Genomic DNA, 26,378 nt, shown 5'->3' with positions numbered 1-26,378 from the left:
TAAGTAGGAGATTTCTGAGAAAGAATGTACCGCTTGTAGGGGGCAGGTTTTACGAGAATCTTGGCTCATCCGATCACGTTAGTAGCAAACCTGCCCCTACGGGTATTTTGTTTACTAGAAACCTCATTTGACTTACAGCTTTTGCACGTTAATGCGATCGCCTTGCTTTAGTCTCAGTTCTGCTGCCCGTCCAGCCCGTAGCTCAATGACTTGATCCACCAGACCCTTTGGACCATAAGTAGGACAGGGGTCGGCTTTGCAGGGTGGCACATTACTGAAGATTGCCTGCACCTTATCGTTCAGCAAAAAAATCATATCCAGCGGAATCAGGGTGTTTTTCATCCAGAAACTAGCCCGGCGCGGCGAATCAAACAGGAAAAGCATGCCTCGATTGTCAGGTAAGTTTGTGCGAGACATTAACCCGATCGCTTGCTGCTCTTGGGTGCCCGCAACTTCAAGCTGGATCACCTGATTGGCAACTTCAATCTGCGCTGAGAGTGGCAACTGCTGACCAACCTCCGTTGTCGTTTGTATATTTGTCTGCCTGCTAGCTGGAGCGTCTGAAGTGGGGGGTGTGCCGCTGACATCCGGTGACGTTACCAGGTTCGATCGAGCGCAACCAAGCAACAGCAGCCCTAAAAGCAGAAACCCTGTCAAGCGTACCGGAGCATACCACCGCACTGCTTTGGTTAGGCGATGGCTACCGTCTTTCATAATCCAATGCATACTCTTTTTCTACAAACGTTCCAGGTTCAGACGGCAAGCGGCGGCTTTGCAAGGTCGTTGTCGCAACCAGCAACCAACTTAAACGTGCCCCAGACCTTCGCCTGAAGTCTTCTAGCTTTTTTGCTTAGTCGCTCACTGCGAAGGCTAAGTTCCCACCGTGCGGCTTACGCTTCACGCATGACGTAACCGACACCGCGCACAGTCTGGATCAGGCGCTTTTCACCTTCGTCCTCAATCTTCAGGCGCAGGTAGCGGATGTACACCTCGATGACGTTTGATTCGCCCACAAAGTCGTAACCCCACACGTTTTCCAAAATCTGTTCACGGGTCAGGACTTCGCGGGGATGCTCCATCAGGTACTTCAGGAGTTCAAATTCTTTCATAGTCAGGTCGATCGCCCGACCGTTTCGCAAGGCGCGTCGAGTGGCTAAATCCAACATTAAATCGCCAAAGCGCAACCGTTCGTTAGCGGGGTTATCGGGTTGCAGATAGAGACGCACAAGCCGCAGAAAATCTTCTGTCCGATAGGGTTTGAGGAAGTAATCATCTGCGCCAGCTTCCAGGCAGGCAACTCGATCGTCTACGCCATCGCGCGCCATCATCAGTAAGACAGGAGCACGATTGCCCAGCGATCGCAGGCGGTTGCAAAACCATAGCCCCGATTCGCCCGCTAACAAACGATCAACCACGATCAGAGCCGGCTGCTGCTCAGTCACCTGCCTTAACCCACCGATCGCATCCGGTGCGAGCATTGTGTCATAGCCAGATTCTTTAAGGTCAAGGCTGACGTGCTTTGCCAGTGCTTCATCAGTTTCAACCAACAGTACACAGGGATTTGTGTCAGAGAGGACGCTATTCATATGCAGTGGGGAGAAGGATGGCAATCAGGCGATAACCAAATTTATAAGAATATTAGTAGGAATGAATACCTAGTCAATATCCTTCCTGTTGTAGCACGTCTGCACCAGACTATTTTATTACGGTAGCTCTACGGAAGTGGGTTTAGCAACGTGAGGCAGCCCCCAGCCAAGCTTTTCGCGCAAGAGATGAAAAAATTCTGGTGGTCGCAGCCGTATGAAGCGAGCGTGATAGCGCGATCGCTCAATGCGAACACGATCGTCTGGAAACACAAAACACCCACCATTGCCATCTACCACCATCACCATTCGATTTGGGGTAGCGGGGAAAATAGTTACGCATTCCGTATCCGCAAAGACGAGTGCCCGCGATGCCAGCGAATGAGGGCAAATAGGCACCAACTGAAGCACAGGTACACCAGGCGTCACTACGGGACCACCAGCTGAAAGTGAGTATGCCGTCGAGCCAGTCGGCGTAGAGACAATCAACCCATCTGCCGCAATATCAACCGGCGCATGCTTGCCAATTTTGACTTCAAAATGACACATACTCGTCAACGGCTCACGGTGAATGACCATTTCATTCAGGCACAGTGCCTCCCAGAGCATCGTGTCACCGCGATGCACTTGCACCAGCAGCATGGCTCGTTCTTCTAGCTCGTACTCGTTAGCCAGGATGCCTTCCAACGCTTGCGGCAGTTGGTTCAGGTAGGTTTCTGTAAGAAAGCCCATGTGTCCTGTATTCACCGTTAGCAGCGGAATGCCGTAGGGAGCCACCTGGCGGAAGGCAGAAAGCACAGTGCCATCGCCTCCCAGCACGATCGCAAAGACCATATCGCGATCGAACCCTGGTGGATTGAGATACTCGATCGGCATATGGCAAACTGGACCCTGCGGGTCAGAGTAGCCCAGGATGCCACCAGCACCGGTTGCCAGACAGACCTCCCAGCCACACGCTACCAGCTTGTCTCTAATCTCTTCGGCAGTACGACAAGCCACAGGCTTAATGTCGTTGTAAATAATGCCAGCTTTGGGCACGGGAAAGGCTCGGCTGAAGGGCAATGATTGAGTACTAGGGACTATACCATTTTGGGTCGTCTCCTAGAGCAGTCTAGAATCTAGGGTAGGTTCGCTTCTTATCGTTTTTTTGTTTGCTTTTGCCTTTTGATTTCTCGTAATCAAGCTCTTTCAGCTTTTTAAGAATCCGGCTGAAGTAATCTTGCATATACGCTTCTAGCGTCGTCGTCTCGTTTGGATCTAGCCCAAACACCGTGTAAACGTCATCCATCGGCGCAGTCAGTGGCTTGCCTGTAGACACCACCTCTGCAAAAGCGAGCCGATCAGAGATGTTCCACGTCCACTGAAAAAAGCGGGTAATCCGGCGTACAGTTCGCATCAGACCGAGCGGCATGCGCGTAACCTTCGCATCGCGTCCTGACAAGCGCTCACACAGCCGAATAATTTCATACGCGCCCCATGCCCGTGAACCAACGATCGGAAACGTTTTGTTTTCTGTTTCTGGTACTTTTAGCGCCTGAATAGCAAACTTAGCGACATCCTGCGTATCCATATAAGCTGTGGGTGACGTATCGCCCATGACCCAAACCGATTGGTTTTCTAGCACTGGAATCGCATATTGCCCAATCAACCCCTGCAAAAAGCCGCAGGGACGAAGAATGGTGTAATTTAACCCCGATTCTGCCAGAAAAAGCTCTGTACAGTGTTTCACCTCCATCAGCGGCACATGGGGATACTTTTCGGCATCAAGAATTGAAAAGAAGATGAAACGCTTCACGTCTGCGGCTTTCGCTGCCTGAATCAAGTTGACGTTGCCCTCCCAATCCACCTGCTTGATGTTGAGTGAATCGGTTGCTCGCGTGGTCGCTGCATCAATCACAGCATCAATGCCTTCCAGAGCTGGCGTCAACGTTTCTGGCACGCACAAGTTGCCGACTACCAGCTCTGCTCCCCATTCCCTTAAAAACGCTGCTTTTTTGAAGCTACGCACTAGGCAGCGAACCTGATATCCCTCATCTAACGCGCGACGGGTAATCTGTCTGCCTAAAGTGCCTGTGGCACCCACAATTAATAGATTCATGAGGGAGTAGTAACTATTTCTTAACTTTTTGTAAGATTTTATCAGAAATTGCTCATTCTTCGTCTGAGTTGAGCAGAGACGATCGCGTCGGACAATTGCCTGACTTGGTTGACTTTAACTTACTTAACCATCGTCTTACAATGTCGATCGCACGGACGACCATTACTGAGAAGCCGAAATGAAAGTTGGGAAAGAGGGTCGATCTTTGTAAAACTTTGTCGCTGACTTGCGCTTACGGCTGACGATCGCGCCTGCATAAGCAGAGATAGTGCTGCCAAGGCTAGACTATGATCAGGGGCGATTATTATCGTTTGTGATTGCTCTGGCGCGATCGTAACAGGGGTGCTTTGCTATCTTCAACGCTTTAACGTTTTGACGCGCTAGCAAAAGACCATAACGTTACGCTTGCTGTGCCAATTACTTGAAATTGACGTTTAATAGGCGTTGAGTTGATTGTGCTAACGTGACAGCCGAAACTAGAGAACGATCGTTATTCTTTGTCCTTCAATGGTTTAGCCATGTCTTGCCTCAAACCCATTGCTGCTAGCGCCTCTCCGCCGGAGGCAGAGCTAAATTGCACCGTTCAGCACCCGGTCGACTTAACCAGCGTGCGACAGTTGCATCGAGACCTGCTCAACGTTGAGAAAGCGCAACGCATGGCAGAGTTTTTTAGCTTGCTGGGCGACGCAAACCGCCTTCGCCTTTTGTCGGCACTGGCAATACAAGAGCTATGCGTCTGCGATCTAGCCGCTGCTGTAAAGATGTCGGAATCAGCGGTATCACACCAGCTTCGGGCATTACGAGCCATGCGTTTAGTCAGCTATCGCAAGCAGGGTCGCAACGTCTTTTATTGCCTCAAAGATAGCCACGTCCTCAATCTTTATCGTGAGGTGGCAGAGCATCTTGATGAGGATGATTAGGTAGTAGCGGTGGCACATCCTATAGTGATCCTATTTGAATGATGAGAATTATGCTGGTATGAGCGGTCAGCGGTCAGCAGCCAGCAAAAAAGCCGATCGCTGATCACTAAATGATTCAGTCTTGCTCACAAAGGATTTAGGACTGCTATAGAAGGAATGGCGCGTGTTTCAATTTTTGACAAAGTTAGATTATCTCCTCCGCGAAACGCTGCTGGGTCTACGGCGAGGTGGGTGGATGAACTGGGCAGCGATTAGCACTGTAACGGTGTTGCTGTTCCTCTTTGGTGTGAGCCTCCAGGCATCCTGGCAGCTTGAAGGACTGCTCAATCAGTTTGGCAGCCAGTTGGAAGTCTCCGTTTACCTAGATACAGGTGTGCAGGCAGAGACGCTAAAGTCGATCGTTGCTGCAATGCCGGGAGTAGCAGACACCCAGACTGTTTCTAAAGAAGCCGCCTGGTCAGCGTTGGTGCAAGATTTGGGCGTGTCGGATATCAACGGTGCGACAAAGCAGCTAGATGGCAACCCACTGGTCGATCAGCTTAAGGTAAAAGCGCGATCGTCGCAGGATGTACCACTTGTTGCCCAAAGGCTTGCAAAGGTTGAAGGGGTGGATGAGGTGCAGTACGTCGATGAAGCCGTACAGCGCGTTGGGCAACTGAATCGCGGCTTAAGTTGGGTGAGCTTCACGGTGACGACCTTGTTGACCTTAACGGCGATCGCCGTCATTACTACAACGATTCGCCTCATCGTGATGGCACGCAAGCGAGAAATCGAAGTGATGCAACTGGTTGGTGCAACAGCGATCTGGATTTATTTGCCCTTCATCCTGCAGGGCATCACCTTCGGCGTTGTAGGCGCAGTACTGTCTTGGGGGCTAATTAGCAGCATTCAGCACTTTCTCAATAACCTACTCTCCCAACAGCCCGAATTTGTCCAATTTCTAGCGAATGGCGTACAAATCAGCCCGCTGCGCGTAATTCTTCTACCGTTGATTTTGCTGAGTTTTGGCAGTTCTGTGGGCATACTGGGCAGTCTGTTTGCCGTGCGCCGGATTGCGGTGAAGTAGGGGAGCCAGTAGTTGAAACCACCGGGATGAAAAGCTTTGTCACTCAATCAGACCTGAAAACTGCCCTCTGCTTTTACCTTCTGCCTTCTACCCATGCAATCCCAATGGCATTGTCTACTAAAAAATCTGGGCGTATGGCAAGGTTCGTTTGCTAGATTTTCGCCGACGGGAGAGTGGCGAGAAGAAACGCCCACGATCGTCTCTCTAGAGGGCTTGAACGATGACCAAACAGTGCGTCAGATAATTCAGCGCTATACGCCGATGGTAGAAGCAGGTTCTCGTCCTCCCTTGCAAGCTGATGTACCGATCGATGAAAAAGTTTTGGAGTACAGCTCTCTAGGTCGAGGTGTGCTGTTTTTTAAGGATGGTGCGTTTTCGCAAGGCTCGATGCAGTTTGCGCCCTTTTCAGAGTTTGGAGCGGAGTTGGGTTTGATTGCTGGCGATCGTCGGTTGCGGTTGGTGCAGTTGTTCGATCGCGAGAGCCAGCTTTCACAACTTACCCTCATTCGTGAACAACGCGCAGGTAGTGATGCTGCCGAACGCGCACCGTTAACACTAGAGGCACTAATGGGTGAATGGCACGGTGAAGCGATCACGCTGTATCCTGATTGGCGATCGCCGACTACGTACTCAACCCACTTACAAATCAGCCGTAGTGGTGACAATCAGGTAGTGCAGGCACTAACGTTTGGTAACGGTGCTGGCTCAACGATACGATCGACAGCGAATGTGGCTGGCTCACGCTTACAGTTCAATCAGGGCGCGTTGCCCGTGCAAGTGCTGCTCTTGCCAGATGGGGCTTCTGCAACCAGTCCTCTTCAGATCCAGACACAGCAACCGTTCTTTTTGGAGGTTGGTTGGCTCCTTCAGCCCCATCAACGCCAGCGGTTGATCCGCAGCTATGACAGTAAAGGAGCATGGGTGAGCCTGACTCTGGTGAATGAGCAGAAAGTAACAACTGGCAACCATAGCCATACCAATTGAAAGAAAAACGCTCTTACCACGGCAACGCGATCGGACCACCAAATTTCCGCATTTCAGCGAAGAACTTACCTTGTGCGCCATGTTCTGGCAAAGTTGCCAGGTAGACAGCCGTTTCAGCACCCTCATCAGCGGTAAAGGGTGCATCCGAGCCGCCCATATCAGTTTTCATCCAGCCTGGAGAGTAGGCATTGACCAGAATGTTGGTGCCCTGAAGCTCTTTTGCCAGCAGGACGGTTAAGCCGTTCAGCCCCAACTTCGACAGCCGATAAGAGGGCGAGAGAGGGTAGTAATCACTGCCGAGCGTCGTTAGTGAAGCCATTTCAGTGGAGACGTTTACAATGCGACCGTAGTTATGTGTCTGCATCAGTGGCAAGAGCGCCTGCGTGATCCGAGCCACAGCCAACACATTTGTTGCAAAGGTTGAAAGCATTGTTTCTAGCTGTACCGTGAGCAGGCTAGCTTCTTCAGGCTGACCAGGATTTACACCCGCGTTATTGACCAGAATATCGACTCTGCCATAGGTTTGCTGTGCCCAGGTGGCTAGCTGCTGCACGCTAGAGTCATCGTTCACGTCCAGAGTGTGATAAGCCACCTGAATACCTTCCGCTGCCAGACGTTGTTGTGCGGTCAGACCATCCTGCTCTTTACGGCTGGTTACAACAACCTGAATGTTATCTTGCTGAGCTAATTTACGAGCGATCGCATAACCAAGCCCTTTGTGACTGCCGGTTACCAGCGCAATTTTTTGTGGCACGCTCATTGCATTCCTTGTAGTTTGGATTGATTTTGCTTTAGCAGCACTGTAGCAACCGTTAAACTATTGAGCAAGTCAATTTTGGCGATAGATTGTATCAATGAAATCAATTGATTTAGCTGCGATCGACCTGAATCTGCTAGTTGCGTTTGAAGCAATGCTAGAGCAACAGAGCGTGACGCTTGCAGCCGAGCAGCTTCAGATCGGACAGCCTGCCATGAGTGCTGCACTCAACCGTTTGCGGCGCTTGTTTGAAGATGAACTGTTTGTGCGACTGGGACGACAGATGCAACCAACGCTCAAAGCACAGACGATCGCTCCGGGGCTTTTGACAGCCTTGCAGCAGATTCGTCAGACCATTGCCTCTAGCCAAACGTTTCATCCGGCAACGAGCGATCGTACCTTTGCGCTTGGTAGTTCCGACTACACCAGCTTTGTTCTAGCGCCACCGCTACTGGAATTTAGTCAGCAAACAGCACCATTGCTCAATTTTCGTCTGGTTGGTTTTGAGAAGGACAGCGTTGGCACATTACTAGAACAAGGCGCGATCGAGGTTGCGGTGGGTGTGTTCCCTCATTTACTGCGACAGACCCAATGCGAACCATTGTTTGAAGAGCGCTTTGTAGGCATTGCACGTCAAGGGCATCCGGCATTAAAGCAGGGCGCAATGAGCCTGGAAACCTATGTCAACCATTCTCATGCCCTGGCAACGCTGCGTCGGGATAGTGTTGGTGCCATTGATCGTGCCTTAGGCAAACAGAGTTTAGAGCGCCGCATTACCCTGACAACGCCGCATATGCTGGTATTGCCCTTTGTAATTGCGTCTAGTGATTTAGTAGCAGCAGTGCCGTATCGAGTCGCTCTACGTTTAGCAAGTAGCTGTCAGTTGACCATTTTTGAACTGCCTGTCGAAACCAGACCGTGGATGGTGTCGATGCTGTGGAGCACGCTCAGTGGTCATGACGAAGCAGCTTGTTGGCTACGCGATGCGATTAAAACAGTGTGTAGCTTGCTGGAGCCTGCGGCAAAAGCACAACTCAGTCGTCACCGCACGGTTGGGTTGCCTTAATGGAGCGATGGATCAGCCGACAGGGCCAAAGAAAGGCACCACAGAGACTAACGGCTGCGATCGCTGTAAAAATTTTCCATCGACTTTCAGGTGGCTCGGGTGCTTCTGATGTAGTGGTTTCAGAGCGATCCACACCATCCAATGACGAGTGCGATAGTTGACTGGCTGCATTCACGCCTTCGATCGCGGCTCCAATCATATAAGCCGCCAGGGCAATGCCTAACCAGTTATTCATAACAGTGTGCCCTTGAACTGTGAGCGATGAAGCGGATATCGAGGGCTTGGTTAATGTTCAGCGTTAGTGACTTCCCTGGTTAATTGCTTGTCTATCTTCAGCAATATCGCGAATGAGTGGCAGCTTCGACTGTATGTAGGTATCGAGATATCGAGCATCTTGAGGGTCGATCGACTGTTGAGCTTTAAATCGTTTAAGGAGAAATTGCACTAGGTCAGAATCTTCAAATTGCAGTAACGTACTAACTTGAGTAGACTCTACTAAAGCCCAAAGCTGTCGCATCATTTTTGGAGAGACCATAGAGTCGAACCTCTTAAGCTTTTCTTTATAATTACACGGTTTTCCGATTTGAGATGCTTTTAGACTCAAACTTTACGTTGTGGCAGCACCAGTTTTACGGTGTACTAGGCTTTATCTAGCTTTGTTATGAGATAGGGGATGGTTTAAGAGCTAGCGGCATTGCCTTGCCCTCTACTATGCCTGCAACTCCAGTTAGCTTTCAGTGCTATAGAACACTGGCAAAGAGAAACATCGTGTCTGAGAAAGTGTTAATTTCGTCTAGCTTTGCTTTGACGAACTTTTACCGTCCTCAGGCTTACAAGTTATCGTCCTGCCGCTGCTTTGTCAGCCTCTCTAAAGAGTGAGCTAATATCAATTCTCTTCTTATAGGCGGTAAATTAAGAGTCCTTGCCTACGGCTCTTGTTTGAGGAATGTTGAAGGGGATCAACCGGAAATTTGTCACTAGACCGTCGTGTCAGGACTGCTCAGGCGCAGCTAACGTTGCTAAGTAGTCGATCGACCGCTGAAGAGTAAGCCTTTTGCGTCTACGCTAACGCTGGGTTCGATCTTCGCTAGTCTTAAGATAGTGGCGATCGGATTAGAGCGATCGTGGTGAGATGACTGAGGATAAGTCGTGCAATTACAACGACTGGTGGTTAAGGCAGAACAACTGCAAAATGAGCACGTGCGTTTGGAGCCGTCTCAACTGCACTACCTCCAACGAGTGCTGCGGTTAAGTGTAGGCGATCGCTTTATTGCAATGGATGGAGAGGGACACGCATGGCTGGCGACACTAAAACTGCCGACTGATTCGCTTGCACAGGCAACCAGCATTCAGGCAACAATCTTAGAGCCAATTACTGCACCTACCGAGTTAGCGGTACGTGTAACGCTGGTGGCAGCATTGCCCAAAGGTAATGGGTTTGATGAAGTGGTGCGCCAGTCTACAGAATTGGGAGTTGACCAACTTTTGCCTGTCATAAGCGATCGTACGTTGCTCAACCCAAGCCCACAAAAGCTCGATCGCTGGCAACGCATTGCGAACGAAGCGGCTGAACAGTCCGAACGTCTTTGTGTGCCCCATATTACCGCTCCTATCTCTTTCACCGCCCATCTTCAACAGACCTGTTCGCAGACCGATTCGCGCCTCCAGAAATATCTCTGCGTCGCACGGGGATCGACACCTCACTTGCTAAACTGCTTGCAAGCCTCAATGTCAGATGCATCCTTACCTCAAGTGACGATCGCCATTGGTCCCGAAGGTGGTTGGACTGATGCTGAAGTTGCAGCCGCGATCGACGCAGGCTATCAACCCGTCTCTCTCGGCAGCCGCATTCTTCGCGCTGTCACCGCTCCGCTAGTAGCGTTGTCGTTAATTGCCGCTGTGTGGGAGAGCGAAAGGTAAAGGTAAAAGGCAAAAGGCAGAAGGCAAAAGATAGAAGGTAAAAGCTGACACTTAAAAGCTAATGGCTCCCCCTTTCACCCCTTCAATTTTTTACCCTTTCACCCCTTCAATTTTTCAATTTTTCACGCTTTACCCTTCACTCCTCATTCCTCACCTCTTACCCCTCACCCCTCTCCTCCCATGCTTGACGCCATTGCCGCTGCTTTCGATCGTCAGGATTACCAAACGGCTGCTCAATTGGTAGCACAACTGTTGGCGCAATCACCGCAAAACCCGTGGGCGCAGTTTTATGCTGGTCGCTTGCAGGAAGTGTCGGGGAAACTCGATACAGCGGCGGACACGTATCGGCAACTGCTGCGCGCTACAACCAATCAAAAACTGGCTGGTTACTTGCGTCAGGGTATCCAGCGGATTGAGGCAAAACAGCGCGATCGCCGACAGCAAGCGATCGCACAGGCAACGGCAGAACCCAACAACAATGCCCCTGGGTTTTTGGTGCTAGAAGCGGTGACGGGTGACGATCGCGCTACAGTTGTACAAAATTTTGCGCGGGTCATGAAGCTAGACGCTTACACCGTACGGATGCTGCTTCCCAATCGTGGTTGGCGGCTGTATCGGGCTGGGGTCACAGGTGAACTGCAAGTGTACGGTCAAGAACTTCGGCAGGCGGGCATTCCAACCTTTTGGGCATCACAGCCTGAAATTGAGGCAATTCAACTCTTTCGAGTTAACTCGTTTCAAGCTGCCTCGCCCAAAGCAACAGTGGTTTGCCAGAACGTGCAGGATCAGGTTGGTTTTCTCAGCTTCGATTGGTCAGAGGTAACGCAGCGAGTCGAGGGGATGCTGCCAATTTTTGAGCAAGTGTTGGATGTGGGCTACCGCAATCGGCTGGAACGCAAAGCAGAAACCCAGGATTATGCTCATTTCTGTGATCTACATTTGCCAGGGCGACGCTGCATTCTGCGTCTGCACGACAGTAGCTATCAGTTTGATGAAGGGGTTACTGCTAACGCTCAGGTGGCGATCGCCCCGACTGATCGCACGACCATCCGCACAAACTGGAATCAGTTGATGGCTCTGCTCAAGCGCCAAACACCAAACGCCGAAACCTGGTCACAGTTCACCCCGTTTGGCGAAACTGCCGCAGACTTTAGCAGACCGCTCCTCCGCTTGAAGCCTCACATTTATCTCTCACGACGGGAAGACAGTTATTGGGATTCCGCCTTTCATCTCTACAGCAGCCTCATTTTTCTGCGAGGAGCCAAGCGTTAACGTCTTAAGCTGGGTTTTACTGCTTTAAGTTATTGGCGAAGCAGGCGATCGCCGAGCCTCAAAATAACTAAAGTAGTCAAGCATCTGCCTTTGAGAGTTGGCAAGAGGTTGTGGATAAATGTTTGATAGACAAAACCATTACTCTAGAATGGGGCTTGTGGTTTTCTACCCACCTGATCAACCAACACCTTTCTAAAAGCTGATATTCCTGTGCTTGACCTAAAGCTAATTCGAGAAAATCCAGACCTTGTGCGCGAAAAGCTAGCAACTCGCAATGGTAGCTACGACATTCAGCCACTATTGCAGTTGGATGAGCAACGCCGATCACTAGAGCAGGAGCGATCGCAGCTTCAGGCAAGGGGCAACGAAATCGGGAAGCTGGTCGGGCAAAAGATGAAGTCTGGCAGCAAACCTGACGATGCTGAAATTCAAGCCCTGAAGGATGAAGGCAACCAGGTTAAAGCCAAATTGAGCGATCTGGAACCGCAGGAAAAAGAGTTGAAAGCGCAGATTGAAGAGCGCCTGTTGGAGTTGCCCAATTTGCCCAGCGACACCACGCCGATCGGCAAGAATGAAACCGAAAACGTTGAAGTACGACGCTGGGGCGATGAATACAAACCGCAACACCCTGGGCTTTTACCTCATTGGGAAATTGCTGAAAAACTTGGCATCCTCAATACAGAACGGGCGACGAAGCTTGCTCAGGCTCGCTTTATTGCCTTACTGGGTACAGGTGCCGCGTTAGAGCGGGCATTGATTAGTTTTATGCTCGATCGTCAAACTGCCGCAGGCTACCTCGAAGTGTTGCCGCCGCTCCTGGTCAACACCCAATCACTAACTGCAACAGGACAGTTGCCCAAATTTGCCGAAGAAAGCTTCCAGTGCAAAGATGATGATCTCTGGCTGATCCCTACTGCGGAAGTGCCTGTTACCAACCTCTACCGAGACGAAATTCTAGCAGCAGAGGAATTACCCATCCATCACTGTGCTTATACGCCTTGCTTCCGACGTGAGGCAGGCAGCTATGGGCGCGACACTCGTGGGCTGATCCGGCTGCACCAGTTTAACAAAGTCGAACTCGTCAAACTCGTCCGTCCCGAAACCTCCGAGCAAGAGCACCAAACGCTGGTTCAAAATGCTGAGGCAATTCTGCAAGCGCTCAAGCTGCCCTACCGCGTGATTGAACTCTGCACAGGTGACATCGGCTTTGGTGCTGCCAAATGCTACGACCTAGAAGTATGGCTACCATCTGCTGAAACTTATCGGGAAATCTCAAGCTGCTCCAACTTTGGCGATTTCCAAGCACGACGCGGCAATATTCGCTTTAAGGAAGCAGGCAAAAAAGGCACTGAGTTTGTCCACACGCTTAACGGTTCTGGTCTAGCGGTCGGTCGCACGATGGCGGCGGTGCTTGAGAACTATCAACAGCCGAATGGCACGGTTAGCATTCCCGAAGTGTTGCAACCGTTTCTGGGGCGATCGGTGTTGTAAAAAGCAAACAACCTTAGAAACCGGATTGCTGGCAAAGGTTAAGTGGAACCAGTAGCGTTCTAACAGCGAGAAACCCAGTTTCTGACAATTCATGGAGCACTAAAAAAACTTGCTGACTAAATAGCTATAGTCGGGCAAGGTCAGGCTGGTCAATTCATCTTGGCTATAAAGAGAGCACTCAAGTTAGCAAAAAAGTAGGGACGATCCACGGAACGCCCCTACAAAGGAAACCAACTTATTTGAAAGACGATCGACTAGACTTTCGTTTCTTCCCGCACTAACTTATCCCAACCGAGATCTTTGAGGTTGTTGTTGCGGCGGAGGGGACGTGTCACCAGTTCCAAAATGTCGCGGGCATTGGTGAAGCCATGAATTTGGGCGAAGGTAAATTCGACTGACCATTTGGTATTGATGCCACGCGCTTCCAGGGGGTTAGCGTGTGCCATGCCAGTAATCACCAGATCAGGCTTTAGTTCAGTAATGCGCTGAAGCTGGTTGTAGTTGTCGGGCTTCTCAACAATACGGGGAGTGGGAACGCCCATTTCGTGACAGGTTTTCTCCAACAGCGTCAGCTCTGCTGCCTGGTAGCGCTTGTCCATATAAGGAATGCCGATTTCAGGGCAGCTCATGCCGCAGCGGATAAGGAACCGGGCGAGGGAAATTTCCAGCAGGTTGTCACCCATGAAGAAGACAGATTTGCCACGAATGAGTTGCAGGTAATCTTCCATCCCTGCCCAGATTTGCGCTTCACGATCGTCCAATCCTTTCGGTTCAATACCAAACACAGAGCAGATTTTTTCAATCCAGGCACGGGTACCATCAGGGCCGATCGGGAACGGTGCGCCAATCAGCTTGCACTTACGGCGACGCATGAAGGTTGTAGCAGTCCGCGAGAGAAAGGGATTAACACCCGCCACGTAGTAGCCTTCTTCAATCACAGGTAGTTCTGTGTAGCGCTTGGCAGGTAGCCAACCAGAGACTTTGATGCCCTGTTTCTTAAGTTCCAACGTTAATTGGGTGACAACGGGATCGGGTAGAGAGCCAAACAGCACCAGCGGCGGATGATCCACATACTCAGAGTCTGAGGTGGCAATCTCTTCTTTTTTGCGACCGAAGTTAAGCAGTTTGGCGATCGCGTTACGCTCTTCTTTGTCGCCTTCCGCAGCGGGTGGTTTTTCGGGGCAGCGGTTAACCATTGCAGCCAGAACGGTATCTTCGCCTTGCGTGAAGGCATAATCTAGACCGTTCGCGCGCGCTACAACGATCGGAATCCCAATTTCAGCTTCTAAGCGAGGAGCCAGCCCTTCCAAATCCATTTTGATGATTTCGGTGGTGCAGGTGCCAATCCAAACGATGACGCTGGGGTTGCGATCGCGCTTAATCTGTACGCACAGCCGCTTCAGTTCTTCGTAGTCATTTAGTTGGGCAGAAATATCGCCTTCTTCCAGTTCTGCCATCGCGTAACGTGGCTCAGCAAAGATCATCACACCCATTGCGTTTTGCAGAAAATAGCCGCAGGTCTTGGTGCCAATAACTAGAAAGAAGCTGTCTTCTATCTTTTGGTAGAGCCATGCGACGCAGCTAATGGGGCAGAAAGTGTGATAGTTGCCTGTCTCGCATTCAAAGTTCAGGGCTTGCGGTTCAGTTTCGGCAAGAGTCATAAAGGGGTGTCCTCTCTAGAAGGAATTGCTAATGGTTGGTAGGGGCGGATTTAAGAATCAACTTGATTAGTAGCAGAGGGGATCGACAAACCCGCCCGTACAGAAGATGGTGGAGGCTTAATCGCGTCGATCGCGGGAGCCTCGGCAGTCTTCGTCGATTTGGGCAGGTGCTTTCTCAGGGAGCTTGCTTGCCTGGATGTTTATCTCATTCAAAGCAGCGGGGAGCATCCTGACAGCACCATTGGCAGTTTTATTAGCTTTGCCATTTTGGGCAGCGAGCGTGTTTACATGATCTTCGGGGTTGAAGTTCAGCCCTAATGCCATCACAATGCGATCGGGGTTATTGCTCAGATCGACCACCAGAGGCAACAGTTGGGCAAGTCGGGGTTCTAACACTGAGAGAGTTGCCAGGATGAAGCCAGAAGACGGACGGCGTTGACCATCGCAGTTGACCCATATACCTAAACGCGATAGCCATTGGCGATTTTCAGCGTAGTAGGTCAGCCATTTCTCTCGCACCGACTGGCGGATTTGCTCGGTATTCACGGGGTAAAGAAGTTTTGAGTTTTGAGTTTTGAGTTTTGAGTTTGGTCGCCACTCATCACTCAAAACTTATCACTCATAACTTTCCTTTAGACCACCATCAGATCTAATTCTTCTTCTGACCGCACAGGTGGCTTAGCGGGATTGAGGTAGAAGTCAGACAAGAGCGAGAATAGTTCGCGATCGGGTGTGTCGGTGGGCACTACACCTTCAGGGCGCGCCAGAATTTGATCTGCGATGTTGAGGTAGTAATCGCACACATAGTTGAGCGACGGATCGGTTTCTGCCATTTCAAACAGCGTCTTGCCTTTCACACGCGATACGCGAATATCTTCAATCAGCGGCAAAATTTCCAGAATGGGCATGGGCACCGTTTCAACGTATTTGTCAATCAGGTCACGCTTGGAGGTACGGTTGCCGATCAAGCCGCCGAGACGTAGGGGATGGGTGCGCGCTTTTTCACGGACGGAAGCTGCAATTCGATTGGCGGCGAACAGAGCATCAAAGCCGTTGTCGGTCACAATCATGCAGTAGTCGGCGTAGTTGAGGGGAGCCGCAAAGCCACCACACACTACGTCACCCAGCACATCAAACAAAATGACATCATATTCGTCGAAGGCGTTGAGTTCTTTCAACAGCTTGACGGTTTCACCTACAACGTAGCCACCGCAGCCTGCACCAGCTGGCGGTCCACCCGCTTCCACGCAGTCCACGCCACCGTAGCCTTTGTAAATGACATCTTCAGACCACACATCTTCGTAGTGATAGTCTTTTTCTTGCAGCGTGTCGATAATGGTGGGAATGAGAAAGCCAGTCAGCGTAAAGGTGCTGTCGTGTTTGGGGTCGCAACCAATTTGCAGTACTTTTTTGCCACGACGCGCCAGTGCTACTGAGATATTGCAGCTTGTCGTGGATTTGCCAATGCCGCCTTTGCCGTAAACTGCGAGTTTCACTCTAGTTAGTCTCCTAATCGTGTCGTGTCATCTGGGCGATCGCCGCTGGGTAATGAAGTCATTATTGGGCAACTCCATCGCAAAGGAAAGGGCTGCCAATAATGAACAGGTTTATAAAAGAGAGCCTTGGCTTCCCTGAAATCACCCATCTCTTACAGTGAAATCATAAACGCCTGTCAGTCTCGAAAACCGCACCGTAATCAGTTTTAACCTTTGCTTTTTAGATAAAGCGGAACAATAGACAACAAAGAGAAATCCGCTGAAATGTTTACTCTGGCGGAATTTTGCTGCGATCGACCCTTCATCACAAGTCGATTCACCGCTTAAACGCTACAGCTATCCCTCTCACAGCCTACGTGGCAGGGATTAGCAGCACTGTAATCCTTACTGAGAGGCGATTAGTACACTAAAACTCAGCCAAGTATCCATAGATTGCGGCTGACTCTCTGCTCTCTAACCGTCGCAAACCGCTTTTTTATTAAAAATAGTGACAACTTGCGAAACTGTATCCTTTTCGTAACAGATGCTTTACTGCTTCACATACCTACGCAGGAGTTGGGAGGGGTTTTGAGGGTCGTTATAAAGCAGTATGTTCCTCCTATCGACTGAGACATCCATAGCTGTTTCGTCAACTTTCGTTGAACTGCCTGTATCGTCAGTGGGCTTCTGGAGGAAAAAGAGTTTATTGCCATCAAGTCTGACTTTACCGTATCCCTTAAAATTGCCCTCCTGAAATTCACACCAACCGTCTGCATAGATTGTTATTTTGGATTTGCTGTAGGCGGAGCGAGTGAATTCTTCAAGTTCTTTTAGCTCCTTCTCATCCAAGCCCATTCTTCTTGCTGCTTCTAGCAATTCTGCCAGCCATTGTTCGTTGATAACTGCTTGCCATTGATATGTTCCTGCTAGTGATTTGAGCGTGAGTGGTGCGGGAACAGGGGAGGCGATCGCGGGTTCGGGAGAAGTAGGACGATCGTCAGCGGCGATCGCGGACGGTACGGTTTGAGTACACGCGCTCAATAACACCAAAACTGGCAGCAGAAGTAAGACCGACGGCATTCGCATGATGACTGTACAGAGAGCTGTTTGCTGAAAAATAGTACGCGGAAAGGTTTAGATCCCTGCATACCGATACGTTACTGCTTCACATACCCACGCAGAAGTTCTGAGGGATTTGAAGGCTTATCCAACGATAGAGTTTTTCTATCGGCTGAGATATGAAGCGCAAACGTGCAGCACTCACTACATTTGGGAGTATTGGTTGAACCGTCCGCACCGTCAATCGGTTTGGATGAATCAGCAGTGAAAATGAGCTTGTTCCCGTCAAGTTTGACTTTGCCACGCTGCTCAAAATTTATGCGAGCTTCAAACGTGCTATCAGAGTTGATAGTTATTCTTACTTGCTCGTAAGACTGACGGATATCCCTCTCAAGCTGTTCTACAACTTCTACAGGTACATTTTCGCCCTGCTTTGTCAGCCTGCTTGACATCTGCTTCTCCAAATCGCTTGACAGATTTTTCAGTGCTTTTTCATCAACGACTCCTTTGTATGTTCCTGCTAATGACTTGATCATGAGTGGTGTGGCAACCGGTGAGGCGATCGTAGGCTGAGACGGAGCGGGACGATCGCCGGTGGCGATCGCGGACGGTACAGTTTGAGTACACGCGCCCAATGACACCACAACTGGCAGCAGCAAAACCGACGGAATTCGCATGATGACTGGACAAAGAGCTTTTGGCTTAAAAATAGTGCGTATCCTTTTCATCGCCAGTGCTTTACTGCTTCACATACACACGTAGCAGTTGCGAGGGATTGCGGGGATTGTAAAACAGTAATTTTTTCTTGTCGGCTGAGACATTGAGAGCCACAACTGTAGAAACGTTGATGGCGGCATCTGTTTTGATGCTGATCGGTTTGCCTACACTATCAACGAGAAGGAGTTGGTTGCCAGCAACCTTGGCTTTGCCCTGCACCTTCTTAGCGTCAAGATCCTGGAAGTCAAAGCCGCTATCGGCATTGAGAGTGATCTCACAATCGTCAAACATATGTCGGGCAAACTCTGCAAGTCTTTTTAATTCCTTGTCACTCAAGCCAATTTTTCTTTCTTCCTTCAAGAACTTTGCTAGCCACTGCTCATCAACAGCACCTTTATACGTTCCTGCCAGTGACTTGATCGTGGGCGGTGCAGTAACAGGCGAGGCGATCGCAGGCTTGAGAGACGCAGGGCGATCGTCAACGGCTTTTGCAGAGAGCACTGCTTGAGTACAAGATGTTGACACCAGCAAAACTGGAAGCAGCAGTGGAATTAGTAAAGCTCTCATGATGGTTGGTCGTGGCTGCGTGAGAAAGAATAAACCAAACGTTAACAAAACTCAGTCGCAGGAGACATCCGCATCATTACTTGATTAAATGCTCAAAGGCTTGAGCGATCGTCTTGAGTCATCAGCAGACCAATTAAAGCTGATTATTGAGTTGACTGGCTAAAAGTCTAGAACCCTCATCCATCTACTGTTGGGGCTAGTCAAGATAACATGGGTTTATCAAGACAAAGTGTGCCTCCACAGCCTCAGTCATATATTTAGAGTTTTGACTATCCACCAACACAGCTTTTGCCCTTGTAGCTACGGTTTTAAGCGCCCAGCAAAAAGTTTTGTGAGTTAATGAAGCTGATTGTTGAACTGACCAAATTGTTGTTGCGATTGCAAAACTGACTAAAATTTTGCTTCAACCTAGAGCCAGAGGCAGTATAACGGCAGTAAGTGTAAAAGTTGTCTTAGATTGACGCATAAAATTATTTCGCTATCGTGCAGTTTTGACGGACTGAGGCTTCATTTAGTGACTAGAGAATCTACTTGAGTCGGCTAAAAGCCATTAGTAAAGGGGCACTAGCCCCTGTAGCAACATTTTTGAATTGTGTCGTTTTGCATCCTCACACGACGCTGGCAAGAAGCATTTTTTCAACCATCCTCTCAACGTATAAGGAGAACCGCGTGCCTCAAGATCTCACAGCTTTCAGAAAAATTTCCTTTCAAACTGTTGATGTGGAAGTAGCTCTAGCAGAAATTGAGTATCAATATCTCAAATTTGTCTGCGAAGCAACGCTGCGTAATTCCGATGATGTTTTGCGAGAGCAAATTCGCCATTTGCGCATTGCAGGGTTGCCATCGTTTGATGATTGGCGCAAGCAAGGCGTTGCGCAAGGTCTGCTGCTGCCTCCAATTGAAACAAATACGATTCCAACGATCGCGGTTGAAAGCAGTGACAGTGCTGTTGACACAGTGGTAGAGCCACAAAGTGATGAAACGAGCGCTCCGCCAATTGAAACTTCCGCACCCAAAGCACAGCAAACGAAGACAAAGTCCTCAGCAAAAGCACCCGCACTAACGTCGCCCAGCAAAGCAACGGATACTCTGTTGAAGAGCCTCTCTGACCCATCGACTGCAAAACTAACATCGCGAGAAGTGATTGAGCAGCAGCACGAACAACTCACCGTACTGCTCAAAGAAGGCAAAACGATGGATGATCTTGCCGCGTTGTTGACCAGCAACGGTGCCAAGATCAGCGCTTCCACGCTCAGAAATTATCTGTCGGCTGCCAGACGGAAAGCAAAAGTAGGCAGAGGTTCAGCGAAAAAGTCGGTCAGCGTAGACGCGACACCAACCGCCACTGAAACGCGATCGTCCGACACCGCAGACACTGTAGCAGAACCCACCGACTCCAGCACCTCAGAGCCATCGCTAACAGCGGAGACCCCAGTAGAGCCAACGCTTGCACCGCCCAAGCCTACCAGAGGTCGCCCTAAAGCCGCTGCGAAATCAACACTTGAGCATGAAACTAGCGTGACACCATCACGCTCACGTAAGCAGCCATCGCCGCTAGACGTATCCCCTGTGCCAAGACGACGCAAGAGCAGAATTTAGCCTCTCTATTGCAACCAGTTATAGACAGTAGCAACTGAATAGTTGCACGCTATAACGTCTGGTACTGGTAGTTGAGCGGTGCCAAAGAGAGGAAGCGGCAAGCGATCGATGTGGGTAAACCAACACCGATCGCTTTTTCATTACTGACTAAAACGTGATCACAGTACGAATGCCTTCACCACTATGCATCAGGTCGAAGGCTTCGTTGATGCGATCGAGCGGCATCACATTGGTAATCAGATCATCAATATTGATTTTGCCTTCCATATACCAATCCACAATTTTGGGTACGTCTGTGCGTCCTCTAGCTCCACCAAAAGCACTACCCTTCCACACTCGCCCTGTCACCAGTTGAAACGGTCGCGTGCTGATTTCTTGCCCTGCACCTGCCACGCCAATGATGACGCTCACGCCCCAGCCTTTATGACAGCATTCCAGCGCTTGCCGCATCACGTTGACATTGCCAATACATTCAAAGCTGTAGTCGGCTCCACCCTTGGTCAACTCGACTAAATGTGCCACCAGATCACCTTCAACTTCACTGGGATTCACAAAGTGAGTCATGCCCAGCTTTTCTGCCAGCACTTTCTTTTTAGGGTTCAGGTCTACGCCGACGATCGTCTTTGCGCCAACCATGCGGGCACCTTGAATCACGTTTAGCCCAATGCCACCCAAACCAAACACAACGACAGTAGAGCCGTATTCTACTTTGGCGGTGTTAACGACTGCGCCAATACCTGTCGTAACACCGCAACCGATGTAGCAAACTTTTTCAAAGGGGGCATCTTCCCGAATCTTAGCGAGTGCAATTTCAGGCAACACCGTGTAGTTTGCAAAAGTGGACGTGCCCATATAGTGATAGAGCGGCTGACCATCGATCGAAAACCGACTGCTACCATCAGGCATTACACCACGTCCTTGGGTTGATCGAATTGCCTGACAGAGATTAGTCTTTTGGCTCAAACAATACTCACAGTTGCGACATTCCGGTGTGTACAGAGGAATGACATGATCTCCCGGTTTCAGTGATGTCACGCCTGCACCCACTTCGACCACAATGCCTGCACCCTCATGCCCCAGGATGGCAGGAAACAGCCCTTCAGGATCTTTACCAGACAAGGTATAAGCATCAGTATGGCAAACGCCTGTAGCTTTGATTTCGACCAGCACTTCGCCAGCTTTAGGTCCTTCAAGCTGCACCATTTCAATGCTTAGTGGCTTGCCTGCTTCTAGCGCAACAGCGGCTTTGACATCCATAACTCTGCTCCAGCGTCCAATTTAAATTGCAGCTTTGCAAGTGCAGCTTTGAGTTTAGGCTTCAAAAACCCACACCCCACCAGCCTACAACCCACAGTCTAAAGTAGTTTGCCTCACCTACAACCATCCCTTCACCCTTCCACCCCCTTACTCTTCCACTCTTCCACTCTTCCACTCCCTTACTCTTCCCTCTCTCCCTACACTTGCAACCATTGCATCGATCGCGCCCAGAGCCAGCCAAGCCAACTGCCAATTATGTAGGAAGGAAAATCAATCCAGCTAAAGGTATTGCCTAAAACGAGCCGTCCTGCTACAGTGGCGCGAGCCGCCTCTAAAAATGGTGGATGCCAGAGCTGAAGCCCCTCTAAGCCGCAAGTGGTGAGACAAACGCCAATGGCGATTGCTCGCAAAGAAATGCGCGGCAAGAGAAAAGCAACAAGCAAAATCCAGAAAACTTCGTAAGCAATGCTGCCAAGTGCATCATTCAACCATACGAATGTTGGTGTTGGAGCGAAGCGAATGATGTAACCCATCGGCGCAATAAAGCTCATGCTAACTAACAGCACAAGACGTTTTTTAAAAAACCAGGAATGTCTAAAGTGCAAAAGCAGCATGAGATTTTTGAGTCGTTTTGATGGTGGCAGAATTTTTCCTCAAGGCAGAGAGGAATCCGAGGCGAACTAACGAATGAAATAGCGGCAATCAGCCTCCAGCAGCTAACGCTGTGGAGACAACTTGCACAGAGCAAAACCGATCAACACGGTTCTGCTCACTCTTGAACGCAACTGCATTGTTGATCAGCCAGCTACTAAACCACACGTTAGGTACGTAAAAAAACTGATCGCAAGCTAGTTTCACTGGGTAGTAGGGAACAAAAGATTGTACAACGTCAAAAATAAAATGGACAAAAATTTAAGGAGTTGCTATCGTCCATTATTGATTGCTTCAATCTCAACACAAAAGTTTAGAAAGTTTTTTCAAAAAAAGTGAGCATTTTCGAGATTCTTTGTTAAAGTTGGAGGCAATTTTACATCCTTTCCGAGAGTTTTATTTGAGCGTGTATGACTGCTAAATTGTCTTCTGATCTCCCTGAAACTGATTCTGCTGAATCAGAAGTTGCTGAACTTGATTTTGCGATCGATCTAACCGAAATTGAAGAGCTAGATCCCGACGATCCAGTTCCAGACAAGGTTCCCTATAAACCAACCAAAGCTGAACGTCTGGGTCTGACCGATGATTCAGTCGGGTTATTCTTACGTGAAATGGCACGCTATCCTCTGCTGACTCAAGCACAGGAAATCGAGCTAGCACGAGAAATTGTGAAGGGCGGCGATCGAGGCGAACAAGCAAAGCGGAAATTGGTGCGAGCGAATTTACGCCTCGTTGTTTCGATCGCCAAAAAATACCTCAATCGTGGCGTACCGTTTTTGGATCTGATCCAGGAAGGTGCAATGGGATTGATGCGAGCAGCCGAAAAATTTGACTACGAGCGTGGCTACAAGTTTTCAACCTATGCGTACTGGTGGATTCGTCAAGGTATTACCCGTGCGATCGCCTCTCAGTCGCGCACCGTGCGGCTGCCCGTCCACATGGTCGAGAAGCTGAACCAGGTTCGCAAAGCCCGTCAAACACTCTCACAAGCACTCGGACGCAAGCCTACCAAAGCTGAACTAGCAGCAGCGTTGGAAATTGATGAAGACAAGCTAGAGCAAGTGTTGGACGTGAGCCAGGGCACACTCTCACTGCACGCCTGGGTCGGGCGCGAAGAAGATACAGAACTCATGCAATTAATTGAAGACGCAGATAATATTGCGCCGAACGATTGCCTGGATCATAAATTGCTGTGCGATCGTCTCAATTCTGTTCTGGATCATCTTAGCGATCGCGAACGTGACATCATCAAACTGCGCTTTGGGCTTGAAGATGGACAGCACTACACCCTCACCGAAATCGGTGAACTCTATCAACTTTCGAGAGAACGGGTACGTCAAATTCAAGCAAAAGCCATGCGTAAGCTACGGCACCCACGTCGTCAAGCGTTGCTTAAAGACTGGATTCGCTAACGCGGTTCATCACTGGGCGATCGCCACACGCTAGTTATGATAGCCACCCAGATGCGGGAGGGACGATACGTGTGGCTGCTGCAAGTGGTAGAACCGTCGGGTTAAAGATGGCTACGCTCATTGCCTCAACAGGGTTTACAGGTTCTTCAAACAATTTAATTTTGCCCGTTAACCAATCATTTATAGAAGCAAACCGTCGATCGCCACTATAAAAGCGATATTTGCTCAATTTAAATTGGTATGAGCTTAAATTGAGTCAGAATTACGCTTAGAGACCGCTTTGAGGCACCACCTGATTAAAAAGCGTTGACCTGAAACTTGATATGCTGTTGATCCCAACCCTTCTTTTATGCAAACGTCAGCTGATCAGCGGGGTTCGCTCGGATGACAGAGGCGATTAAGACGATCGCAGATTAAACTCTAAACTAAATCCCCTTGATGTTTAGTAATTTAGCAGGGCTAGAATGACGACCTGTGACCTTTCCGCTATCCGTGTTCTGATTGTTGATGACCATGAACTAACCCGACTCAGCTTGAGTTTGGCATTTCAGAATCAGCAAGATATGGAGCTAGTAGGGGTAGCAAGTAATGGGCAAGAAGCGATCGACCTGGTGAGACAACATCATCCTGATGTCATTGTTTTAGATCTCCAGATGCCCGTAATGGATGGCTTGAGTGCTTCTACTCATATCAAAAGCGCCAACCCAACTGTGCAGATTCTTGCCTACTCCTCTCTGGATGACCCTCAAACTGAGGTCATGTTGCAGACTGCGAAGATTGATGCCTTTCGGAAGAAAGACACTACCACAGAAGAACTGATTGCAACAGTCAGACAACTTAGCCAACGGGCTGCAAAGATGTAGCGATCGCCGCAGTGAATGAGGTGGGGCGATCGCGTCCTGCCAACTAAACGCTTTCATGCAATTAGTTAGCAGTGGAGTCAACGCTAACCTAATCGCGCTTCGGGAAACGTTTGCTTAAATTCATCCAACAAATCATCAATTTCTTCAATTGCCTGATTAACGTCAATTCTGAGGGTGCCAAGATCTGGTTGCTCCAGCAAGCGCACTAAGGCTTCGCGCTTACCTTGAATCAGATCAATGCGTTCTCGGAGAGTTTCAGAATTAATCATTGGCACGTCCTTTCTTGATGGTGGCTTATGAGGCAGCTAATACGTCCCTATTGTAAAGCCTCTATTCACAATCGACTGTAAAGACAGTAAGCGGTTAGTAAGCTGCCTCCAAGGAGATTTCTAGCGAACAAAATACCTGTAGGGGCAGGTTTGCTACCAACGTGGTTGGCTAGGAGCAAAGCTTCTGGTAAAACCTGCCTCTTACAAGCAGTACATTCTTTCTCAGAAGTCTTTTAAGAGACCGATTGCCTTTTCCAAAGGTATCTTTTCCTAATGTAGATAAGGTGGACGTTTGACATCCGCTGGCTTGCTTTTCACCACTTCCTCAATAAATCGCTTGAGTGCTCGATCGCGATTTTTCATAAACGCCGCCCAAAAGCCTGGCTGAAATTCATCCATTGTCTTAGCAAGTGCCCAGATATCCACCGCAAGGATGTTGTAAAGCTTTTCATCTTCGCGCTTGAGGGCATTGATCTGTTCTAGCAGCGAATCTTTTTCAGCGGCACGTTTTTCATTCTTAAACATAGAAGCGCCCAAAGTGAGGAAATTAAAGCCAACGATCGCGGGTCGCATCTGTCTATGTACCCTTATGACACGAGTCTAAGGCTGCCATCGTCATCCGTCTAGCATTCGCGTTAACCCACTATCCCGGCTTTAGCAAAACGCTGCCGCTATCTTTGTGACAGCCCCACGATCGCAAGAGACGTGCAGAGCAGGGACTCACTCATTCGCACGATCGCGCGGTTGTTTTGCCCTAAGAGACGGATAATAAACTTAGAATAAATATTGACTCACCTGCTAGATCTTTAACTCTATGCTACGTCGAACTTCTTTGGGTACGCTGGGTCTAAGCATTGGTGGCATTTTAACCGTCGTTGGTTTTTGGGCATATTTTGTTGTCGATAACGCAACGCTAAACCTGGTTGGCTTTTTCTATGGCATTCCGCTCCTACTGGGAGGGCTAGCGCTAAAAGCGTCTGAATTGCACCCAGTACCGCTTAGAGAACCGACCCCTGCCAGCGTGCTGACCTTACGAGAGCAACAGGCAACCGCAACCCAAAATCAGATTCGTAAAGACGTAACCCGCTATCGCTACGGTCAACGGGCACACCTCGACAGTTCCCTGACTCACCTTGGGTTAAGCCCTACCGATGAAGAATGCCCTGTTTTAGTAGGGGTGCAAGAGGTTGAAACAGAGGGGGCTTATACACTGGTGTTGGAGTTTGAGTCGCCCTTAATTCCCCTTGAGGTTTGGCAAGAAAAGCAGGACAAAATTGCAGGCTTTTTTGGACCCGGCGTGAAAGCAACCGTTAGCCAGGCGGGTGATCAGAAGGTGGACGTAGCCCTCATTGCAACAGCAGCCGAGAAAGAGTCAGTTGCGTCATTAAACTGAGAATATTTTAGAGATAGACAGGCTTCGACGTCAGTACTCAGCTAAACATAAAACTTATTGTCTGAGCACGAAGCCCCAAAGCCCCCCGTACAAAGACTTAAAGCTACCTGTTGAGGGAGCTAATCTGTTGATATGGCAAGCTGCTTGAGTCATCACCATACTGCAATTGCCTTTACCGTAAGAAAAGCAGGACGTTAGAGCGCTAGCCCGAATGTGAGGTTATGAAAAAGACTTGTTGAAGATATGACCTATATAACCCATCACTAGACTACGATCGAAAGCCTATAGGGTTGCTAGC

Annotated in this window: 29 protein-coding genes; 12 read left to right on the top strand and 17 right to left on the bottom strand. The window is 49.4% G+C overall.

Features of this window, described 5'->3' with window-relative positions:
• Window positions 1-132: 132 nt before the first annotated feature.
• From H6F76_RS08010 to H6F76_RS07995, 4 genes are all read right to left on the bottom strand, one after another.
• On the bottom strand, window positions 133-726 hold the full coding sequence (locus tag H6F76_RS08010; protein WP_242036568.1) for a DUF192 domain-containing protein: 594 nt from the start codon (window positions 724-726) through the stop codon (window positions 133-135).
• 164 nt (window positions 727-890) lie between these two features.
• The gene (nblR, locus tag H6F76_RS08005) at window positions 891-1,586 is read right to left on the bottom strand and encodes a response regulator transcription factor NblR (RefSeq protein WP_190507295.1); all 696 of its coding nucleotides are present in this window, start codon (window positions 1,584-1,586) and stop codon (window positions 891-893) included.
• A gap of 117 nt (window positions 1,587-1,703) precedes the next feature.
• Window positions 1,704-2,621 carry an NAD(+) kinase gene (locus H6F76_RS08000; RefSeq protein ID WP_190447062.1) on the bottom strand — a complete coding sequence of 306 codons (918 nt, stop codon included), beginning with the start codon at window positions 2,619-2,621 and terminating at the stop codon, window positions 1,704-1,706.
• 73 nt (window positions 2,622-2,694) lie between these two features.
• A complete protein-coding gene (locus H6F76_RS07995; protein WP_190507294.1) occupies window positions 2,695-3,681 on the bottom strand; it encodes an SDR family oxidoreductase in 987 nt (328 codons plus the stop codon).
• A 518-nt stretch (window positions 3,682-4,199) separates the two neighbouring features.
• Here H6F76_RS07995 and H6F76_RS07990 point away from each other — a divergent pair.
• From H6F76_RS07990 to H6F76_RS07980, 3 genes are all read left to right on the top strand, one after another.
• Window positions 4,200-4,601: a metalloregulator ArsR/SmtB family transcription factor gene (locus H6F76_RS07990; protein ID WP_190507292.1), complete on the top strand. Its 402-nt coding sequence runs from the start codon at window positions 4,200-4,202 to the stop codon at window positions 4,599-4,601.
• Between the two features lie 163 nt (window positions 4,602-4,764).
• A complete protein-coding gene (locus tag H6F76_RS07985; RefSeq protein ID WP_190507290.1) occupies window positions 4,765-5,667 on the top strand; it encodes a permease-like cell division protein FtsX in 903 nt (300 codons plus the stop codon).
• A gap of 93 nt (window positions 5,668-5,760) precedes the next feature.
• Window positions 5,761-6,651 (top strand): DUF3598 family protein, encoded by an 891-nt coding sequence (locus H6F76_RS07980; RefSeq protein WP_190507288.1) that lies wholly within the window; start codon window positions 5,761-5,763, stop codon window positions 6,649-6,651.
• A gap of 13 nt (window positions 6,652-6,664) precedes the next feature.
• Here H6F76_RS07980 and H6F76_RS07975 read toward each other — a convergent pair whose 3' ends face one another.
• Window positions 6,665-7,411: an SDR family oxidoreductase gene (locus H6F76_RS07975; protein WP_190507286.1), complete on the bottom strand. Its 747-nt coding sequence runs from the start codon at window positions 7,409-7,411 to the stop codon at window positions 6,665-6,667.
• Window positions 7,412-7,505: 94 nt separating this feature from the next.
• On the opposite strand from H6F76_RS07975, the gene H6F76_RS07970 reads away from it, so the two are divergent.
• The gene (locus H6F76_RS07970) at window positions 7,506-8,474 is read left to right on the top strand and encodes a LysR family transcriptional regulator (protein WP_190507284.1); all 969 of its coding nucleotides are present in this window, start codon (window positions 7,506-7,508) and stop codon (window positions 8,472-8,474) included.
• On the opposite strand, the gene H6F76_RS07965 is transcribed toward H6F76_RS07970, so the two are convergent.
• Together H6F76_RS07965 and H6F76_RS07960 are read right to left on the bottom strand one after the other, a co-directional pair.
• Complete coding sequence (locus tag H6F76_RS07965) at window positions 8,443-8,709, bottom strand: hypothetical protein (protein WP_190507282.1); 267 nt, start codon at window positions 8,707-8,709, stop codon at window positions 8,443-8,445. The two genes, H6F76_RS07970 and H6F76_RS07965, sit on opposite strands and share 32 nt — an antisense overlap.
• A 63-nt stretch (window positions 8,710-8,772) precedes the next feature.
• Complete coding sequence (locus H6F76_RS07960; RefSeq protein ID WP_190507280.1) at window positions 8,773-9,009, bottom strand: hypothetical protein; 237 nt, start codon at window positions 9,007-9,009, stop codon at window positions 8,773-8,775.
• A gap of 614 nt (window positions 9,010-9,623) precedes the next feature.
• On the opposite strand from H6F76_RS07960, the gene H6F76_RS07955 reads away from it, so the two are divergent.
• The 3 genes from H6F76_RS07955 to serS all read left to right on the top strand — a co-directional run bounded on the left by H6F76_RS07955 (window position 9,624) and on the right by serS (window position 13,157).
• Entirely contained in the window at window positions 9,624-10,394 is a 771-nt protein-coding gene (locus H6F76_RS07955) for a 16S rRNA (uracil(1498)-N(3))-methyltransferase (protein ID WP_190507278.1), read from the top strand.
• A 180-nt stretch (window positions 10,395-10,574) separates the two neighbouring features.
• Complete coding sequence (locus tag H6F76_RS07950) at window positions 10,575-11,666, top strand: tetratricopeptide repeat protein (protein ID WP_190507276.1); 1,092 nt, start codon at window positions 10,575-10,577, stop codon at window positions 11,664-11,666.
• A 210-nt stretch (window positions 11,667-11,876) separates the two neighbouring features.
• Window positions 11,877-13,157 (top strand): serine--tRNA ligase, encoded by a 1,281-nt coding sequence (gene serS, locus H6F76_RS07945; RefSeq protein ID WP_190507275.1) that lies wholly within the window; start codon window positions 11,877-11,879, stop codon window positions 13,155-13,157.
• Window positions 13,158-13,411: 254 nt separating this feature from the next.
• On the opposite strand, the gene H6F76_RS07940 is transcribed toward serS, so the two are convergent.
• The 6 genes from H6F76_RS07940 to H6F76_RS07915 all read right to left on the bottom strand — a co-directional run bounded on the left by H6F76_RS07940 (window position 13,412) and on the right by H6F76_RS07915 (window position 18,636).
• Window positions 13,412-14,818, bottom strand: coding sequence for a ferredoxin:protochlorophyllide reductase (ATP-dependent) subunit N (locus tag H6F76_RS07940; protein WP_190446959.1), 1,407 nt, complete (start codon window positions 14,816-14,818; stop codon window positions 13,412-13,414).
• A gap of 117 nt (window positions 14,819-14,935) precedes the next feature.
• Window positions 14,936-15,364, bottom strand: coding sequence for a DUF5331 domain-containing protein (locus H6F76_RS07935; protein WP_190507273.1), 429 nt, complete (start codon window positions 15,362-15,364; stop codon window positions 14,936-14,938).
• An 86-nt stretch (window positions 15,365-15,450) separates the two neighbouring features.
• Window positions 15,451-16,314 carry a ferredoxin:protochlorophyllide reductase (ATP-dependent) iron-sulfur ATP-binding protein gene (gene bchL / locus H6F76_RS07930; protein ID WP_190507271.1) on the bottom strand — a complete coding sequence of 288 codons (864 nt, stop codon included), beginning with the start codon at window positions 16,312-16,314 and terminating at the stop codon, window positions 15,451-15,453.
• Window positions 16,315-16,842: 528 nt separating this feature from the next.
• The gene (locus tag H6F76_RS07925; RefSeq protein ID WP_190507269.1) at window positions 16,843-17,379 is read right to left on the bottom strand and encodes a hypothetical protein; all 537 of its coding nucleotides are present in this window, start codon (window positions 17,377-17,379) and stop codon (window positions 16,843-16,845) included.
• 71 nt (window positions 17,380-17,450) lie between these two features.
• The gene (locus tag H6F76_RS07920; protein WP_190507267.1) at window positions 17,451-18,029 is read right to left on the bottom strand and encodes a hypothetical protein; all 579 of its coding nucleotides are present in this window, start codon (window positions 18,027-18,029) and stop codon (window positions 17,451-17,453) included.
• Window positions 18,030-18,090: 61 nt separating this feature from the next.
• The gene (locus H6F76_RS07915; protein ID WP_190507265.1) at window positions 18,091-18,636 is read right to left on the bottom strand and encodes a hypothetical protein; all 546 of its coding nucleotides are present in this window, start codon (window positions 18,634-18,636) and stop codon (window positions 18,091-18,093) included.
• A 669-nt stretch (window positions 18,637-19,305) separates the two neighbouring features.
• On the opposite strand from H6F76_RS07915, the gene H6F76_RS07910 reads away from it, so the two are divergent.
• A complete protein-coding gene (locus tag H6F76_RS07910) occupies window positions 19,306-20,235 on the top strand; it encodes a hypothetical protein (RefSeq protein ID WP_190507263.1) in 930 nt (309 codons plus the stop codon).
• A gap of 147 nt (window positions 20,236-20,382) precedes the next feature.
• Here the strand turns inward: H6F76_RS07910 and H6F76_RS07905 are convergent, their stop codons facing one another.
• The gene (locus H6F76_RS07905) at window positions 20,383-21,492 is read right to left on the bottom strand and encodes an S-(hydroxymethyl)glutathione dehydrogenase/class III alcohol dehydrogenase (protein ID WP_190507261.1); all 1,110 of its coding nucleotides are present in this window, start codon (window positions 21,490-21,492) and stop codon (window positions 20,383-20,385) included.
• A gap of 197 nt (window positions 21,493-21,689) precedes the next feature.
• On the bottom strand, window positions 21,690-22,058 hold the full coding sequence (locus tag H6F76_RS07900) for a DUF2809 domain-containing protein (protein WP_347240085.1): 369 nt from the start codon (window positions 22,056-22,058) through the stop codon (window positions 21,690-21,692).
• Between the two features lie 495 nt (window positions 22,059-22,553).
• Here H6F76_RS07900 and H6F76_RS07895 point away from each other — a divergent pair, with 495 nt between their 5' ends.
• The 3 genes from H6F76_RS07895 (at window position 22,554) to H6F76_RS07885 (ending at window position 24,418) form a co-directional block, all read left to right on the top strand.
• Complete coding sequence (locus H6F76_RS07895; RefSeq protein WP_190446967.1) at window positions 22,554-23,555, top strand: sigma-70 family RNA polymerase sigma factor; 1,002 nt, start codon at window positions 22,554-22,556, stop codon at window positions 23,553-23,555.
• Window positions 23,556-23,626: 71 nt separating this feature from the next.
• Window positions 23,627-23,767, top strand: coding sequence for a hypothetical protein (locus H6F76_RS07890; protein ID WP_190507259.1), 141 nt, complete (start codon window positions 23,627-23,629; stop codon window positions 23,765-23,767).
• 252 nt (window positions 23,768-24,019) lie between these two features.
• Window positions 24,020-24,418 carry a response regulator transcription factor gene (locus H6F76_RS07885; RefSeq protein WP_190446968.1) on the top strand — a complete coding sequence of 133 codons (399 nt, stop codon included), beginning with the start codon at window positions 24,020-24,022 and terminating at the stop codon, window positions 24,416-24,418.
• 83 nt (window positions 24,419-24,501) lie between these two features.
• On the opposite strand, the gene H6F76_RS07880 is transcribed toward H6F76_RS07885, so the two are convergent.
• Together H6F76_RS07880 and H6F76_RS07875 are read right to left on the bottom strand one after the other, a co-directional pair.
• Window positions 24,502-24,687 carry a hypothetical protein gene (locus tag H6F76_RS07880; protein WP_199321987.1) on the bottom strand — a complete coding sequence of 62 codons (186 nt, stop codon included), beginning with the start codon at window positions 24,685-24,687 and terminating at the stop codon, window positions 24,502-24,504.
• 270 nt (window positions 24,688-24,957) lie between these two features.
• A complete protein-coding gene (locus H6F76_RS07875; protein WP_190446969.1) occupies window positions 24,958-25,212 on the bottom strand; it encodes a hypothetical protein in 255 nt (84 codons plus the stop codon).
• 289 nt (window positions 25,213-25,501) lie between these two features.
• Between H6F76_RS07875 and H6F76_RS07870 the strand changes: the two genes are divergently transcribed.
• The gene (locus H6F76_RS07870) at window positions 25,502-26,080 is read left to right on the top strand and encodes a DUF2854 domain-containing protein (RefSeq protein WP_190507257.1); all 579 of its coding nucleotides are present in this window, start codon (window positions 25,502-25,504) and stop codon (window positions 26,078-26,080) included.
• Window positions 26,081-26,378: the final 298 nt, after the last annotated feature.

The organism is Leptolyngbya sp. FACHB-321, assembly GCF_014695975.1.
Classification (GTDB): Bacteria; Cyanobacteriota; Cyanobacteriia; order Leptolyngbyales; family Leptolyngbyaceae; genus Stenomitos.
This window is presented reverse-complemented; position numbering and strand designations above follow the sequence as displayed.